Origin of the sequence: Serratia sp. JSRIV006 (genome assembly GCF_019968685.1) — a bacterium.
GTDB lineage: Bacteria > Pseudomonadota > Gammaproteobacteria > Enterobacterales > Enterobacteriaceae > Chania > Chania fonticola_B.
On record NZ_CP074137.1, the window covers coordinates 5529079 to 5545638 of the forward strand.

A 16560-nucleotide genomic window follows, 5' to 3' on the forward strand; every position below is an offset into this window, starting at 1 on the left:
ACTCATCGTGTTCAGGTAGTGGTGAAAAACGCTGCAATCGGAGGATGATAAGTATGCAAAGAACTGGGTCAGGGATTATATGAACGAACAATATTCGGCAATGCGAAGTAATGTCAGTATGCTCGGCAAACTGCTAGGCGATACCATTAAAGAAGCGCTGGGCGAGCATATTCTCGATCGCGTTGAAACTATCCGTAAGCTTTCCAAATCTTCACGTGCCGGTAACGAGGCGCATCGTCAGGAGCTGCTCTCTACGCTGCAGAACCTGTCTAACGATGAGCTGCTGCCCGTTGCCCGCGCCTTCAGCCAATTCCTCAACCTGACCAACGTTGCCGAGCAATACCACAGCATCTCGCCGCACGGCGAAGCGGCCAGCAACCCGGAAGCCTTGGCGCAGTTGTTTACCAAGCTGAAAGACAACAAGCTGGATAACAAACAGCTGCAAAAAGCGGTGGACGATCTTTCCATCGAGCTGGTCCTGACCGCTCACCCAACGGAAATCACCCGCCGCACCCTGATCCACAAGCTGGTTGAGGTGAACACCTGCCTGAGCCAGCTGGACCATAACGATCTGGCCGACTACGAGCGCAATAAAATCATGCGCCGTCTGCGCCAGTTGGTCGCGCAATCCTGGCATACCGACGAGATCCGCAAGAATCGCCCATCCCCGGTTGATGAAGCCAAATGGGGCTTTGCCGTGGTGGAAAACAGCCTGTGGGAAGGCGTACCGGCTTTCCTGCGCGAGTTCAACGAACAGCTGGAAAACTCTATCGATTACCGCCTGCCGGTAGAAGCCGTGCCTATCCGCTTCACCTCCTGGATGGGTGGCGACCGCGACGGCAACCCGAACGTGACCGCCGAAATCACCCGTCACGTGCTGTTGCTGAGCCGCTGGAAGGCCTGCGATCTGTTCACCCGTGATATTCAGGTGCTGGTTTCCGAACTGTCGATGACCGAATGTACCCCGGAACTGCGGGCATTGGCCGGTGGTGACGAAGTTCAAGAACCTTATCGCGAATTGATGAAGCAACTGCGCAGCCAGCTGATGAGCTCCCAGGCCTACCTTGAAGGCCGCCTGAAGGGTGAACGCGTGCTGCGTCCGCACGATCTGCTGGAACATAACGAACAGCTGTGGGAACCGCTGTATGCCTGCTACCAATCTTTGGTGGCCTGTGGCATGAGCATTATCGCCAACGGCCAACTGCTGGACACGCTGCGCCGCGTGCGCTGCTTTGGCGTGCCGCTGGTGCGTATCGACGTGCGCCAGGAAAGCACCCGCCATACCGAAGCCATTGCCGAACTGACCCGTTATCTGGGCCTGGGGGATTATGAGAGCTGGTCAGAAGCCGACAAACAGGCATTCCTGATCCGTGAGCTGAACTCCAAGCGTCCGCTGGTGCCACTGAAGTGGGAGCCGAGTGCAGACACTCAGGAAGTGCTGGAAACCTGCAAGGTAGTCGCCGAAGCGCCACAAGGTTCGATCGCCGCCTACGTCATTTCCATGGCACGTACCCCGTCCGACGTCTTGGCCGTGCACCTGTTGTTAAAGGAGACTGGTTGCCCATTCGCGCTACCGGTAGCCCCGCTGTTCGAAACCCTCGACGATCTGAACAACGCCGAAGACGTGATGACCCAGTTGCTGAACATCGACTGGTATCGCGGTTTTATTCAGGGCAAACAGATGGTCATGATCGGCTATTCCGACTCGGCAAAAGATGCTGGCGTGATGGCGGCCTCCTGGGCGCAATACCGTGCACAGGACGCACTGATCAAAACCTGTGAGAAGGCCGGAGTAGCACTGACGCTGTTCCATGGCCGTGGTGGTTCCATTGGCCGTGGTGGCGCACCTGCGCACGCCGCTCTGCTGTCCCAACCACCAGGCAGCCTGAAAGGTGGCCTGCGCGTGACCGAACAGGGCGAGATGATCCGCTTTAAATTCGGTCTGCCAGAAGTCACCATCAGCAGCCTGGCGCTGTACGCCGGTGCGGTGTTGGAAGCCAACCTGTTGCCACCGCCGGAGCCTAAGCCAGAATGGCGCACGCTGATGGATGAACTGTCCGAAACCTCGTGCAACATGTATCGCGGTTACGTGCGTGAAAACCCTGAGTTTGTGCCTTACTTCCGCGCCGCTACGCCAGAGCAGGAACTGGGGAAACTGCCATTGGGTTCACGCCCGGCCAAACGCCGCCCGAACGGCGGTGTTGAAAGCCTGCGTGCCATTCCTTGGATCTTCGCCTGGACTCAGAACCGCCTGATGCTGCCAGCCTGGCTGGGTGCCGGTGCTGGCCTGCAGGAAGCGGTGAAGGCTGGCAAGCAGGACCAGTTGGAAGCCATGTGCCACAACTGGCCGTTCTTCTCTACCCGTATCGCAATGCTGGAGATGGTATACGCCAAAGCCGACCTGTGGCTGGCCGAATACTACGATCAGCGTCTGGTAGACAAGTCCCTGTGGCCGCTCGGCCAACAGTTGCGTGATCAATTGGCCAGCGATATCAAGACGGTGCTGACCATTGCCAACGACGACCATCTGATGGAAGACCTGCCGTGGATCGCTGAATCTATCGCGTTGCGCAACGTCTACACCGACCCGCTGAACGTGTTGCAGGCCGAGCTGCTGCACCGTTCGCGCCAGCAGGAGCATCCGGATGCCCGCGTTGAGCAGGCGCTGATGGTCACTATTGCTGGCGTGGCAGCCGGGATGCGCAACACCGGCTAATATTGCTTCATCTTTGCAGCAAGCACCGATGCGATCGGCGTCGGTGCTTATTTTCCCCCGGCGATCCCCCGTTCCCAATCTGCATATTTTGCCCCAGCGGTCACTCGCTACGGGTTATCAAGACTATCATTGCTGACACTCATTCTGAGTCCATGCTCAGTTTGACCACACCTTTTGCATTGATTATGCTGAACTTGTGGTCCAATAATGCAGTTAACATCAAAATTACCGGTACTATTCGTTACTGGTAATAGCCAAAGACCTTACCTTCTTGAAAATATCCCCACAGAAAGATATTTATCATGAAGATTGATAATGACAGGGAAAGTAAATGGATGTAGCACTAATAATCAGCTTGGCAGTACTCGTCGTGGCCGGTTACGCCATTGCCAAGAATTACGACACCAAGCTGGTGTTGTTTAGCTCAGGGATCGTACTCATGTTGGCGGCAGCCACCTTGGGCTTGCCGATTTTGAGCGCCGGAACGGGGACGGGCACCGTCTGGTTGGATCCGTTAAAACAAATCGAGCTGGATTTCATCAAGCAGTTTAGCCGGGCAGGCATCATCATCATGGTGCTGTTCGGCTTTTCCGCTTATATGTCGCACATTGGCGCAAACGATGTCGCTGTTAAAATCATGTCAAAACCCATCGCGAAGATCCGCTCCCCCTATATTCTGGTACCGATCGTGTTCTGGATAGGGTCACTGCTGTCGTTGATTATTCCCAGCGCCGCCTCACTCGCCGTGATTTTAATGGCTACGCTTTACCCCATTCTGCGCGTGGCAAACATGTCCTCACTCAGCGCCGCCGGGGTCATTGCCACCACTGCCACCATCGTACCCACACCGCTGGGTGGCGATAATGTGGTCGCAGCCAAAATCCTGGGTTTCGAACACGTGGTGGACTACGTCACTATGCACCATGCCGTTATCTCACTGCCGGTGCTGGTCATTATCGGCATCGCGCACTATTTCTGGCAAAAGTACATGGATAAGCGCCAGGGTGCCGCCGCGTTTACCGACGTCGATGAGAGTAAATTGGCCACCAACAGCCTGCTCCCTCCGGCTTACTACGCCATATTCCCGCTGATCCCGTTATTCCTGATCGTGGTATTTGGCCTGTTCTTCCGCCAGATAAAAATCGGCCTGGTGGAAATTACCCTGTTCTCGTTTGCCCTGGCCTTTATTGTGGAACTGATCCGCAAGGGCGACCTGCGCGAGCAAATGAAAAACTCGTCGCTGTTCTTTACCGGCATGGGGCAAGGCTTCTCGCAGGTGGTGGTGTTGATCGTGGCTGCCAGCACCCTGGTGGCCGGGTTGACCGTCATCGGGGCCATCGGCACCGTGGCCTCGCTGGTTAAAGAGGTCAACAACGCCGGGATCGGCCTGATGTTTATCTTCTCTGGCCTGACCGCGCTGATCACGCTGATCAGCGGTAGCGGTAATGCGGTGTTCTACTCCTTTATCGAGCTCATTCCTTCGATAGCCACTCAGGCTCACGTCGATCCGGTGATGATTGCCCTGCCGATGCAGCTGACGTCAAACCTTATCCGTGCGATGTCGCCAGTCTCTGCGGTGGTGATCATCGTGGCATCAGTAGTCAAAGTCAGCCCGATTGAGGTGGTCAAAAGAACCTCGGTGCCGTTGCTGATCGGGTTTATCGCCACCCTGATTTTCACGCTGATCCGCTATTCGTTCTGAGGAGATGCAAATGAGCACTATCAGCTATTTTGACCATCAGCACTAACTCTGTATGGGAGATATTATGTCCTCTAGCTCTGCACCTATTGCCATGATCCTGGATACCGATCCCGGTATTGATGACGCCGTCGCGCTGGTTGCCGCGCTGTTTCATCCCAAAATCGACCTGCGCCTGGTAAGTACGGTAGCTGGCAACGTTAGCGTGGATAAAACCACCAACAATGCGCTGCGCCTGCTGCATTTCCTGGGCGCATCAACGCCCGTAGCTCGCGGGGCAGCGGCTCCGCTGGTACGTAAACTGGAGGATGCCAGCCATATTCACGGCAACTCCGGCCTGGATGGATACGAGTTTGAAAAGCCGACACGGCAGATCGTTGACGGTCATGCCGTTGAAGTGATGCGTGACCTGCTACTGGCCAGCAAGGAACCGATAGTCTTGGTGCCGATTGGCCCGTTAACCAACATTGCCCTGTTGCTCACGCTCTACCCGGAATGTAAACCATCCATCGCGCGGATCGTCATGATGGGAGGCTCCGCCAGCCGTGGCAACCATACGCCAAACGCGGAGTTCAATATCTACGTGGATCCCGAGGCCGCCAGCATGGTGTTTGCCAGCGGTATCCCGATTGTCATGTGCGGTCTGGACGTCACCAACCGGGCTACGCTCACCGCCGAGATGATAGCCAGCTTACCGACGCTGAACCGCACCGGGGCCATGCTGCATAGCCTGTTCCAACACTATCGGGGTGGGAGTATGAGCCGTGGGCTGAAAATGCATGATTTATGCGCTCTGGCCTATCTGGCAAAACCCGAGCTATTTACCACTCAGGCCTGCCATGTGGCGGTAGAAACGCAAGGTGAGCTGACCAGAGGAACGACCTGCGTCGATCTGGCCAACCGTTTGAAACTGCCAGCCAATGCCGAAGTCTGTCTAGAAATCGATGTCGAAGGATTCCGGCAGTGGTTTGTGGAGATGCTCACGCACCCGGCCGTCCCTTGATGATGTCGCGGTTGCCGCAACGGCAACCGCTATCTATCAGCCCACCACTGCAGCGGGGCGCACGCCCAGGGTATGGCAGATGGCGTAACTCATTTCCGCACGGTTGAGCGTATAGAAGTGGAAATCTTTGACTCCTTCGCGGCTCAGGATCTTCACCATATCCATGGCGATATTGGCGCCGACCATCTTGCGGGTTTCCGCATCGTCATCCAGCCCGGCAAACATGCTGGTCATCCAGCTTGGCACCCGCACGTTGGTCATGGTGGCAAAGCGCTGTAGCTGCTTGAAGTTGGACACTGGCAGAATGCCAGGCACGATTTCTACGTCGATGCCAGCAGTCACACAGCGGTCACGAAAACGCAGATAACTTTCAACGTCGAAGAAGAACTGGGTGATGGCACGGTTGGCACCGGCATCGATTTTACGTTTCAGGTTGATCAGGTCTGACTGGGCGCTTTTCGCTTCCGGATGCACTTCCGGGTAGGCCGCGACAGAAATATCAAAGTCGCCGACGTCTTTGAGCAGCGTGACCAGATCGGTCGCATACATCTCCGGCTTGCCACCGCCTGGTGGTAAATCGCCACGCAGCGCAACGATATGGCGGATACCGCTGTTCCAGTAATCAGTAGCGATCTCACGCAGCTGCGCCGGGCTGGCATCAATACAGGTCAGGTGAGGCGCTGCTTCCAGACCAGTGCGCTCTTTGATCCCCTTGATGATACTGTGGGTACGGTCGCGCTCACCCGAGTTGGCACCGTAGGTCACAGAAACAAACTTGGGTTTGAGGCTGCTCAGGCGATCGATCGACTGCCACAAGGTATCTTCCATCTCGCTGGTGCGCGGCGGGAAGAACTCGAACGACACGTTAATCTGGCCGTTTAACTCTGCCAGACTCTGATTCAGCGCTTCCCGCTGGTTTGCGTGATAAAAACTCATACCCTGTCCGCCTCTTATCGATCACTGTTTTGCTTCGTTATAATAAGCGTCTATACGTTTAGACGTCTAGATAGAAAATGCCGGATGTTGCCTGAAGAGTCAACAGGAAAGTGAGGGAGATACGATGATTAATCCTCACGCAAGATGAGAGAATTTCATGTTGAAGGATTGAACGGGGGCAGCGCGGCGCCACCCCCGAGGCTAAAGCGAGGATTTAAAGCAGTTGTGCCAAGCGGTTAAGGTCGGACTGGATGGCTCCAGCCGTCACGTCGCGACCGGCCCCTGGCCCACGGATCACCAGCGGGTTGTCGCGGTACCAGCGGCTCTCGATGGCAAACACGTTGTCACAGGGCAGCAGCGAAGCCAGCGGGTGTTCTGGCCGCACGGCCTCAACGCCAACGCGCGCTTTGCCATTAGCATCGAAACGCGCCACGTGGCGCAGCACCAGGCCCATTTCGTTGGCCGCTTCGAAACGCTGTAGCATTTGCTGATTCAGCGCGTCGCCGTTCTCGAAGAACTGGTCGATGGACCCTTGCTCCGCACCTGCAGGCACCAGTGACTCCACACGCACCTGGTTAGGTTCAATGTCATAACCCGCTTCACGCGCCAGGATCACCAGCTTACGCATCACGTCTTGTCCTGACAGGTCAACACGCGGATCCGGTTCCGTCAGCCCCTGCTGCCAGGCCTGATCCACCAGATCGGTAAACGGCACCGTGCCGTCAAACTGCAGAAACAGCCAGGAAAGCGTGCCGGAGAAGATGCCGCTGATCGCAAGGATGCTATCCCCGCTGTCGCGCAGATCGCGCACGGTATGGTTCACCGGTAACCCGGCTCCCACGGTGGCGTTATACAGCCAGTGGCGGCCCGTTTTGGCAAACGCATCGCGGATCTGGCGGTAATTGGCGCTGCATGAGGCCCCCGCCAGCTTGTTGGCGCTGATCACATGGAAACCATAGCTGGCAAAGTCCAGATATTGCTCCGCCAACTCCCCACTGGCGGTGACGTCGAGCACCACCAGATCGTCGAACGGGTGCGCCCGCATCCACAGGAACAGCGACTCTTCGTCCAGTTCCTGCGCTTCATCTTCAAAGAACGCCAGCGCGCGGCTGGCATCCAATCCGTCATAATCGAGCAGGCTGCGACGGCTATCCACCACCCCTGCCAGGCTAAACTCAAAGCCGCTGCGCGCAGAGATATTCTTCTGTTCACGAGCAAACAGTTCCAGCCAACGCGAACCGATATTGCCTTTGCCAAACAGCACCAGGCCAATACGCTTTTCCGCGCGGAACAGCGTTTGGTGCAGGCCCTGGATCAGCAGACCAGTCGGTCCCTGACGCAGCACGGCCACCAGGCTGATACCATCCTCGGCCTGCCAGATGAACTCCACCGGCTGGTCCTTCAACTGCTGATAGAAACGATGGCTATGCAGCGGATTTTTGCACACGCCCGCGCCCACCAACGCTACCAGCGCCAACCCTTCACGCAGTTGCAGTTCACCCGGTAGCCCAGCCTCCTGCAAAATGCGCAGCACGCTGCCCACCACTTCAGAGGTGTAGCACAGCTGGATCAGGTTACGGTCAGGATGAACCCCTACGGCCAACGGTTTGATCTGCGCGCGCTTGAGCACCAGATCCAACTCTTTCTGCGCCAGCTTGAAGTCATGCTGCGGCGCAACGCTGAGTTCGATCAGGCAGACATCATCGTGGCTGGTGACAATTTTGGCACCGGTGCCGGAAGCCAGCACGCGCTCGATACGGGTCGACCCCTGCTCCGGCTGATAGCTGCAACGCAGTTGCAGATCGATATCGCTGCCAGACACCGGCTGCAGGGTTCGGGTATGTAGCACCGGAGCCGCCAGGCGGGCCAGCTCGCTGGCCTCATCCAGACGCAACAGCGGCAGCAGGCAGGCATCTTTCACTTTGCGCGGATCGGCGCTGTAAACCCCGGCCACGTCGCTCCAGATGGTGACTCGCTCCACTCCGGCCAACGCGCCAACCTGCGTGGCGGAATAGTCACTGCCGTTGCGCCCCAGCAGCACGGTTTCACCGCTGTCATTACGCGAAATAAAGCCGGTTACTACCAGACGTTTGCCGGGATGTTGAGCCAGCAGTTGCTGCAATAACGGATAAGAACGGCCTTCGTCAACCTGCGGTTGTGCCGCACGTTCGGCACGCAGGAAATCACGTGCGTCCAGCCATGCCGCCTGCATGTCCTGCTTGTTCAGCACCGCAGCCATCAGGCGGGCTGACCAGATTTCACCGTGCCCCACGACTTCGGCATACACCGCATCATCAACCTTGCCGTCCAGCAGGATTGCCAAGCGCTCAAGATCGTGGATAAATTCGGCAATCAGCGGTTCCGCCGTTTCCGCCGGCAACAACCCGCCGATCAGCTCACTATGGTAACGGCGCAGCGTTTGCTGCACCTGATGCGCGGAAAGACGATCGCTTTGGCTGAGCTTCAGCCAACTGATCAGTTGGTTGGTGGTGCTCCCCGCCGCCGACACCACCATCATGTCACCCGGCTGGCTGTATTCGGCCATGATCCCGGCCACCCGCAGATAACACTTCACATCTGCCAGGCTGCTGCCGCCAAATTTGTGCAGTTGACGCCCGCTAACCGGCCCTGCTACCGCAATTGCATTCATGACTTACCTCGTAGCCGCCGCCTGGAAGGCTTGTTCCAGATCGGCAATCAAATCTTCGCTGTCTTCAATCCCCACGGAAACACGCAGCAGGCTTTCGGAAATCCCCGCTGCGGCACGCGCTTCTGGCGCCATACCGGCGTGAGTCATGGTTGCCGCATGTGAGATCAGGCTTTCTACGCCACCCAGGGATTCCGCCAGCGTAAACAGCTCCAGAGCAGACAGGAAACGGCGCAGCAGCGCTTCATCCCCATCCAGTTCAAAGCTGAGCATGGCACCGAACCCACGTTGCTGACGGCACGCAATCTCATGGCCAGGGTTTTCTGGCAAGGAAGGATGATACAGCTTTTTGACCAAGGGTTGCTGCTGTAAATAGCCGACAATCGCCTCGGCATTATGTTGTGCAGCCTTGATACGCGGCGACAGGGTACGCATCCCCCGCAATAACAAATAGCTATCGAATGCCGCGCCGGTGACGCCGATATTGTTGGCCCACCAGGCCAGCTCGACCGCCAGATCTTTATCTTTAGCAATCACCGCGCCCGCGACCACGTCGGAGTGGCCGTTGAGGTATTTGGTACAAGAGTGGACGACCAGATCGGCACCCAGTTCGATCGGCTGTTGCAGCGCCGGGCTGAGGAAGGTGTTGTCTACCACGGTCAGCGCACCGGCTTCGTGGGCAGCTTTACAGATGGCCGCGATATCCACCACGCGTAATAGCGGGTTGCTTGGGCTTTCGATCAGCACCAACTTCGGTTTTTGCGCCAACGCATCGCGCAATGCGGCTTCATTTCCTTGATCGACAAACAGCACCCGATACGCCCCGCGTTTGCTCAGGCTATCGAACAGGCGGTAGCTGCCGCCGTAGCAATCATGAGGGGCCACCAGCAGATCGCCCGGTTTGAGAAATACCGTGGTCACCAGATGGATCGCCGACATCCCGCTCCCGGTCATCACCGCCCCCGCACCTCCTTCCAATTCTGCCAGCGCACGCTGCACGACATCACGCGTAGGGTTACCACGGCGTGAGTAATCATGAGCTCGGGGCTGGTTGAAATCGGTGAAGTTATAGGTGCTGGAAAGATGGATCGGCGGAACGACGCAGCCGTACTGTTCGTCATCATTCAGACCGCTACGTACGGCAATCGTGGCTGGTTTACGCGTCATAGGGTGGCTCGGCTCTCGGAAAGTGGGGGAATGAGGCTTAAAGATTAACCGCAGCGGATATAGACGTCAATACATCTGGACATCTAAACTTCTTTGCGTATAGATTGAGCAAAGGGACAATACCCGCTAAAATTATGGCGGTTTGTAATATTGATAAGATGTCAGCCCAACAATGCATAGGCATAGCCTATTAAATCATCAGATTCAGTGACCCTTATCGCGTAAAGTAGACATTTATTTAGTGAGCACAGTGAAGATCGGGCATAATTGGCCGGTTTTTAGAATTTTGTATTTTTCAGACAATTTTAAGGTGTCCCATGGCTGAGTGGAACGGCGAGTATGTCAGCCCTTACGCTGAACACGGTAAAAAGAGCGAGCAAGTCAAAAAAATCACGGTATCCATTCCGCTGAAGGTGCTGAAAATCCTGACGGATGAACGGACTCGTCGCCAGGTAAACAACCTGCGCCACGCCACCAACAGCGAACTGCTGTGTGAAGCATTCCTGCACGCCTTTACCGGCCAGCCGCTGCCGAACGATGAAGACCTGCGCAAAGAACGCAGCGATGAAATCCCGGAAGCCGCGAAAGTACTGATGCGAGAATTGGGTGTCGACCCTGATACCTGGGAATATTGATCCTGCCTGCACCGAAGGCAAAAACGAAAAAAGGCGCCCGAAGGCGCCTTTTTCATCTGACGATAAGAAAACTTATTTCTTAACGCCTGGCACGCTGAAACGCTTGTTGAAGCGGTCAACGCGGCCACCGGTAGCAACATCACGCTGCTTGCCAGTGTAGAACGGGTGGCATTCGCCACAAACGTCCAGGTTCAGATCGTGACCCACGGTAGAGCGGATTTTGATCACGTTACCGCAAGAGCAGTTTGCAGTAACTTCTTCGTATTTAGGGTGAATACCTTTTTTCATGGGAGAACCTCAGTTAAGGCCGTGTCGCTATCCAGCCCTGTTCCGCCAGACACCACACGTGGTTGATAATAGGTTTTGATATGGGATTATACCAAAGGCGGCAAATTATACAGAATAAAATGTAGCGCGCAATCGGATCCGTACATTTGCCAGCCTACCGTGTAAACTAGCCAACACTTTTTTCTACCTGGACAGCCACATGCCTGTTGTACACGTTGCTCTACCGGTTCCCCTTGCCCGCACCTTCGATTATCTGCTGCCCGCAGGCCTGCAGCCGGTCATCGGCGCGCGCGTCAGTGTGCCTTGGGGAAAGCAACGGGCGATAGGCATCATCACCGGCAGCAGCGAGAGCAGTGAACTGCCGCTGGAAAGGCTCAAGCCCATCGATAGCCTGCTGGATAACGACTCGCTGTTCACCACCAGCTTGTGGCGCATCCTGCTGTGGGCCAGCGAATACTACCATTACCCGATCGGTGAAGTGTTGTTCCATGCGCTGCCCATTCTGCTGCGTCAGGGTAAGCCCGCAGAAGCCGCCCCGCTGTGGCAATGGTTTGCTACCGAACAGGGGCGCGCAACCCCGCCGGAAAGCCTGAAGCGTGCGCCGAAGCAGCAACAGGCACTGGCGGCACTGCTGCAACGCCCGGTGTATCGCCATCAGGTCAGCGAATTGGAGCTGACGGAAAGCGCGCTCCAGGCGCTGCGGGCCAAAGGCTTGATCGACCTGCGTTCGCAAACTGTGGCAACGCAGGATTGGCGGCCAGGCTTTGCCGTGCTCGGCGAACGATTGCGGCTCAATACCGAGCAGGCCACCGCCGTGGGCGCTATCCGCAGTGAAGACGAGCAGTTTGCCGCCTGGCTGCTGGCCGGGGTCACCGGCTCCGGCAAAACAGAGGTTTACCTCAGCGTGCTGGAAAATATCCTGGCGAAAGGTAAGCAGGCGCTGGTGTTGGTGCCGGAGATCGGCCTCACCCCGCAGACCATCGCTCGCTTTCGTGAACGCTTCAACGCACCGGTAGAAGTCCTGCACTCCGGCCTGAACGACAGCGAACGGCTGGCCGTTTGGCTACGCGCGCGCAGCGGTGAAGCCGCCATTGTGATCGGCACCCGCTCGGCGTTGTTCACCCCCTTCTCACGCCTTGGGGTGATCATCATCGACGAAGAACACGACAGCTCCTATAAACAGCAGGAAGGCTGGCGCTATCACGCTCGCGATCTGGCGGTATTCCGCGCTCACGCCGAAAACATCCCACTAGTGATGGGCTCTGCAACACCGGCGCTGGAAACGCTGCACAACGTGCAGTTAGGCAAATACCGCCAGCTCAAACTGACCCAGCGGGCGGGCAACGCCAAACCGGCCAATCAGCATCTGATCGATTTGAAAGGCCTGCCGCTGAAGGTCGGGCTCTCTCAGCCTCTGCTGAAAAGCATGCAGCACCACCTGAAGAACGGCAATCAGGTGATCCTGTTCCTTAACCGCCGTGGCTATGCCCCCGCGCTGCTGTGCCATGAGTGCGGTTGGATCGCCGAATGCCAGCGCTGCGACCATTACTACACGTTCCACCAGCATCAACGCCAGCTGCGCTGCCACCACTGCGACAGCCAGCGCCCGGTGCCACATCAGTGCCCGCAGTGCGGTACCACCAACCTGGTTTCCGTCGGCGTCGGTACTGAACAGTTGGAGAACGAACTGGCTCCCCTGTTCCCGGAAACCGCCATTACCCGTATCGATCGCGATACCACCAGCCGCAAGGGATCGCTGGAACAGCATCTGGCCGATATTCACCGTGGCGGCCCACGTATTCTGATCGGCACGCAAATGCTGGCCAAAGGCCACCACTTCCCGGATGTCACCCTGGTGGCGTTGCTCGACGTGGACGGCGCGCTATTCTCCGCCGATTTCCGTTCTGCCGAGCGGTTTGCCCAGCTTTATACTCAGGTTTCAGGCCGTGCCGGGCGGGCGGGCAAGCAGGGTGAAGTGCTGCTGCAAACCCATCACCCAGAGCACCCATTACTGCAAATCCTTTTGCAACAGGGTTACGACGCCTTTGCCAAGCAAACCCTGGCCGAGCGTAGCAGCGTCTTCCTGCCGCCCTACACCAGCCACATCATCGTGCGTTCGGAAGATCACGATAATCAGCAGGCACCGCTGTTCTTACAGCAGCTACGCAATCTGTTGGAAGCCAGCCCGCTGAAGGATGATTCGCTGTGGGTAATGGGCCCGGTTCCGGCACTGCAACCCAAACGCGGGGGTCGCTTCCGCTGGCAACTGTTGTTGCAGCACCCGTCCAGAAAACTGTTACAGCACCTGATAAAAAGCACGTTGCCATTGATTGGCACCCTGCCTCAGGCACGTAAAGTCAAATGGACGTTAGACGTTGATCCCATTGATAGTTGATTAAGAAAACTCTCAATTCCATGGTTAAAAGCAAACGTTTACACCACAATTTGCGAGCGAACACGAAAAAACCTTCCTGCGTCACACTTTTCATGCAAATTAGGTAACAAAAGCGGCTCGTAATCTGTTTAGAATGTCGGTGAAGGCATTTTTTCAGCCAGGCAATGGAATGCTTGAATGTGGATGACGCTAAAAATAACACCACCACCACTGCATGCCAGAATTTGTGAGCAAACTGAAGTAACCGCGTTAGCCGGGTGCTGACGCAAGGAGAAAGGCGTTGGAACACAAGCAAGAATTACCCATGGCGACCATGAAAGACGTTGCCGAAATGGCCGGCGTTTCCACGGCAACCGTGTCGCGTGCGCTGATGAATCCGGAAAAGGTGTCAACGCCAACGCGCCAGAAAGTGGAACAGGCCGTGCTGGCCGTGGGTTACTCCCCTCATGCCCTGACACGCAATATCAAACGCAATGAATCCCGCACTATCCTGGTGATCGTCCCGGACATCTGCGATCCGTTTTTTGCCGACGTGATCCAGGGGATCGAGCAAACGGCAGCGCAGCAGGGTTACCTGGTGCTGATCGGCGACTGTGCGCAGCAGAACCAACAGGAACGCACCTTCGTTAACCTGATCATCACCAAACAAATCGATGGCATGCTGCTGCTCGGCTCCAACCTGCCTTTCGACGCCAGCAAGGAAGAGCAACGCAACCTGCCGCCAATGGTAATGGCCAACGAGTTTGCACCGGAGCTGGAACTGCCAACGGTACATATCGACAACCTGACCGCCGCGTTTGAAGCCGTACATTATCTGCATCAGCTTGGCCATAAACAGATCGCCTGTATCGCCGGGCCAGAACAGATGCCGCTGAGCCATTATCGGTTGCAAGGCTACATTCAGGCGCTACGCCGTAATGGCATTACCGTCGAAAGCAGCTATATTACCCGGGGTGACTTCACCTACGAAGCCGGTGCGCAGGCGTTAGCCTCACTGATGGCGCTGCCGAAACCGCCAACGGCGGTCTTTTGTCACAGCGACGTCATGGCGATCGGCGTATTGTCCCAGGCGAAAAAGCTGGGCTTGCGTGTACCGCAGGATCTGTCGATTGTCGGCTTTGACGATATCAAGCTGGCGCAGTATTGCGATCCACCGCTGACCACCGTGGCACAGCCCCGCTTCCAGATTGGTCAGCAGGCAATGTTGCTGCTGCTGGAACAGTTGCATGGGCAAACCGTGAACAGCGGTTCCCGGTTACTGGACAGTGAATTGATCATCAGAGGCAGCACCGCGGCCCCTAAACGCTAGTCAAATATTTTTGGGTTAAGTAACATGGCTGACCCAGCGCCGGCCAAACCGGCGTAATGATCATTGTTGTGGTCATTTTGCCAGAACCGCTCCCCGGAGCCTGCCTACACCTACAGGGCAGTAAGCTTATGCAAAATGGCCGATAAAATAGCTAGAGGATAGGTTTTAACCTCATCACGACACAGCGGAATTATAGTGGCACAGAGAGACTATGTAGGCCGCGGGCGCTCAGGAGCAGCGCGGCGCAAGACCCCCAGCCGTAAAAAACGCAGTTCTCCAAAGGTATCCAAAACCGTGGTGGCGCTTGCCGTCGCCATTCTGGTTGTCTTTATCGGTGGTCTTTATTTCATTACCCACAACAAACCGGATGAAACGCCGATGTTGCCTACGCATGGCACACGCCCGGGCAACGGTCTGCCACCGAAGCCGGAAGAGCGTTGGCGTTACATCAAAGAGCTGGAGAACCGCCAGATCGGCGTCAAGACACCTACCGAGCCAACCGCCGGGGGAGAGGTCAACTCCAAAACGCAGTTGACCGACGAACAGCGCCAATTGCTGGAGCAGATGCAGGCCGATATGCAGCAGCGCCCAACGCAACTGTCTGAGGTGCCTTACAACGATCCTTCACAGCTGCGTAACGGTGGGCGGCCACAACAGTTACAACAGCCGGTACAGCAGCAGATAGCGCCACCGGTACAGCAACAGCAGACCACTCAGCCTCGCAACCCGTTCAACAACGGCGCAGCACCCGTGCAGCAGCAACCGGTACAACAGCCGAAGCCGCAGGTACAGCAACCAAAACCACAGGCCGTGACTCCGCAAGTGCAGACCCGTCAGCCAGAAGTGAAACAAGAAGTAAAAACGGAAGCGGCCAAGCCGGAAACCAAACCGGAGTCGAAGCAGAAGTGGATGGTGCAATGTGGTTCGTTCCGCGCAGCCGATCAGGCCGAGTCGGTACGGGCACAGCTGGCGTTTGAAGGGGTTGAAAGCCGGGTCACCGCAGGCGGTGGCTGGAATCGTGTGATGCTCGGCCCATACAGCAGCCGCACCGCCGCAGACAAAACCCTGTCGCGCCTGAAAGGCATTGGCATGTCAAGTTGCATTCCCCTCTCCGTCGGGGGTTGAAAAGCGTCAATCTCCCCCCATCTATAGTCTCAATATGCCTCGTAGTCTCTGCCAACGCAGAGGCTGCGGGGACTTCTTTCCGTCCGCAACGAGGGTCTGCTCGTGACAACAATTGTAAGCGTACGCCGCAACGGCCAGGTAGTGATCGGTGGCGATGGCCAGGCCACACTGGGCAACACGGTAATGAAGGGCAACGTCAAAAAAGTCCGTCGCCTGTATAACGATAAAGTGATTGCCGGTTTCGCCGGGGGTACCGCTGATGCTTTCACCCTGTTCGAACTGTTCGAGCGTAAGCTGGAAATGCACCAGGGCCATCTGGTAAAAGCGGCCGTTGAGCTGGCAAAAGACTGGCGTACCGACCGCATGCTGCGCAAGCTGGAAGCCCTGCTGGCGGTAGCCGATGAGAATGCCTCGCTGATCATCACCGGTAACGGTGACGTGATCCAGCCTGAAAATGATTTGATTGCGATCGGTTCTGGTGGCCCTTATGCCCAATCTGCCGCTCGTGCGCTGTTGGAAAATACCGAATTAAGCGCCCGCGAGATCGTGGATAAATCCCTCAACATCGCCGGTGACATCTGTATTTACACCAACCATTTCCACACCATTGAAGAATTGCCTTCCAAAGCGTAAGGATCGA

Annotated in this window: 12 protein-coding genes; 8 read left to right on the forward strand and 4 right to left on the reverse strand. The window is 56.6% G+C overall.

Annotated elements, in window-relative coordinates; all coding sequences use genetic code 11:
- Window positions 1–79 precede the first annotated feature (79 nt).
- The 3 genes from ppc (at window position 80) to rihC (ending at window position 5418) form a co-directional block, all read left to right on the forward strand.
- Window positions 80–2716 (forward strand): phosphoenolpyruvate carboxylase, encoded by a 2637-nt coding sequence (gene ppc, locus KGP16_RS25590; protein WP_021807214.1) that lies wholly within the window; start codon window positions 80–82, stop codon window positions 2714–2716.
- Between the two features lie 331 nt (window positions 2717–3047).
- Window positions 3048–4418, forward strand: coding sequence for a C4-dicarboxylate transporter DcuC (dcuC, locus tag KGP16_RS25595; protein WP_037376433.1), 1371 nt, complete (start codon window positions 3048–3050; stop codon window positions 4416–4418).
- Between the two features lie 64 nt (window positions 4419–4482).
- Window positions 4483–5418, forward strand: a complete 936-nt coding sequence (gene rihC / locus KGP16_RS25600) for a ribonucleoside hydrolase RihC (RefSeq protein ID WP_223500528.1) — start codon at window positions 4483–4485, stop codon at window positions 5416–5418.
- Window positions 5419–5454: 36 nt separating this feature from the next.
- Here the strand turns inward: rihC and metF are convergent, their stop codons facing one another.
- From metF to metB, 3 genes are all read right to left on the reverse strand, one after another.
- Window positions 5455–6354: a methylenetetrahydrofolate reductase gene (gene metF / locus KGP16_RS25605; protein WP_021807217.1), complete on the reverse strand. Its 900-nt coding sequence runs from the start codon at window positions 6352–6354 to the stop codon at window positions 5455–5457.
- Window positions 6355–6568: 214 nt separating this feature from the next.
- Window positions 6569–9004 (reverse strand): bifunctional aspartate kinase/homoserine dehydrogenase II, encoded by a 2436-nt coding sequence (locus tag KGP16_RS25610; RefSeq protein WP_021807218.1) that lies wholly within the window; start codon window positions 9002–9004, stop codon window positions 6569–6571.
- A 3-nt stretch (window positions 9005–9007) separates the two neighbouring features.
- Window positions 9008–10168, reverse strand: coding sequence for a cystathionine gamma-synthase (metB, locus tag KGP16_RS25615; RefSeq protein WP_021181896.1), 1161 nt, complete (start codon window positions 10166–10168; stop codon window positions 9008–9010).
- 317 nt (window positions 10169–10485) lie between these two features.
- Between metB and metJ the strand changes: the two genes are divergently transcribed.
- Window positions 10486–10803: a met regulon transcriptional regulator MetJ gene (metJ, locus tag KGP16_RS25620; RefSeq protein WP_006317756.1), complete on the forward strand. Its 318-nt coding sequence runs from the start codon at window positions 10486–10488 to the stop codon at window positions 10801–10803.
- 72 nt (window positions 10804–10875) lie between these two features.
- Here metJ and rpmE read toward each other — a convergent pair whose 3' ends face one another.
- Entirely contained in the window at window positions 10876–11091 is a 216-nt protein-coding gene (rpmE, locus tag KGP16_RS25625; RefSeq protein WP_021181895.1) for a 50S ribosomal protein L31, read from the reverse strand.
- Between the two features lie 199 nt (window positions 11092–11290).
- Here rpmE and priA point away from each other — a divergent pair, with 199 nt between their 5' ends.
- The 4 genes from priA to hslV all read left to right on the forward strand — a co-directional run bounded on the left by priA (window position 11291) and on the right by hslV (window position 16553).
- Window positions 11291–13486 carry a primosomal protein N' gene (gene priA / locus KGP16_RS25630; RefSeq protein ID WP_223500529.1) on the forward strand — a complete coding sequence of 732 codons (2196 nt, stop codon included), beginning with the start codon at window positions 11291–11293 and terminating at the stop codon, window positions 13484–13486.
- Window positions 13487–13766: 280 nt separating this feature from the next.
- Entirely contained in the window at window positions 13767–14795 is a 1029-nt protein-coding gene (cytR, locus tag KGP16_RS25635; protein ID WP_024482873.1) for a DNA-binding transcriptional regulator CytR, read from the forward strand.
- A gap of 195 nt (window positions 14796–14990) precedes the next feature.
- A complete protein-coding gene (ftsN, locus tag KGP16_RS25640; RefSeq protein WP_223500530.1) occupies window positions 14991–15920 on the forward strand; it encodes a cell division protein FtsN in 930 nt (309 codons plus the stop codon).
- 102 nt (window positions 15921–16022) lie between these two features.
- Window positions 16023–16553, forward strand: a complete 531-nt coding sequence (gene hslV, locus KGP16_RS25645; protein WP_021807222.1) for an ATP-dependent protease subunit HslV — start codon at window positions 16023–16025, stop codon at window positions 16551–16553.
- The last annotated feature ends 7 nt before the right edge of the window (window positions 16554–16560 follow it).

What these genes read in the sequence shown, in the direction of transcription:
- ppc (WP_021807214.1), top strand. Translation starts at nt 80, where the DNA reads ATGAACGAACAATATTCGGCAATGCGAAGTAATGTCAGTATGCTCGGC.
- dcuC (WP_037376433.1), top strand. Translation starts at nt 3,048, where the DNA reads ATGGATGTAGCACTAATAATCAGCTTGGCAGTACTCGTCGTGGCCGGT.
- rihC (WP_223500528.1), top strand. Translation starts at nt 4,483, where the DNA reads ATGTCCTCTAGCTCTGCACCTATTGCCATGATCCTGGATACCGATCCC.
- metF (WP_021807217.1), bottom strand. Translation starts at nt 6,354, where the DNA reads ATGAGTTTTTATCACGCAAACCAGCGGGAAGCGCTGAATCAGAGTCTG.
- KGP16_RS25610 (WP_021807218.1), bottom strand. Translation starts at nt 9,004, where the DNA reads ATGAATGCAATTGCGGTAGCAGGGCCGGTTAGCGGGCGTCAACTGCAC.
- metB (WP_021181896.1), bottom strand. Translation starts at nt 10,168, where the DNA reads ATGACGCGTAAACCAGCCACGATTGCCGTACGTAGCGGTCTGAATGAT.
- metJ (WP_006317756.1), top strand. Translation starts at nt 10,486, where the DNA reads ATGGCTGAGTGGAACGGCGAGTATGTCAGCCCTTACGCTGAACACGGT.
- rpmE (WP_021181895.1), bottom strand. Translation starts at nt 11,091, where the DNA reads ATGAAAAAAGGTATTCACCCTAAATACGAAGAAGTTACTGCAAACTGC.
- priA (WP_223500529.1), top strand. Translation starts at nt 11,291, where the DNA reads ATGCCTGTTGTACACGTTGCTCTACCGGTTCCCCTTGCCCGCACCTTC.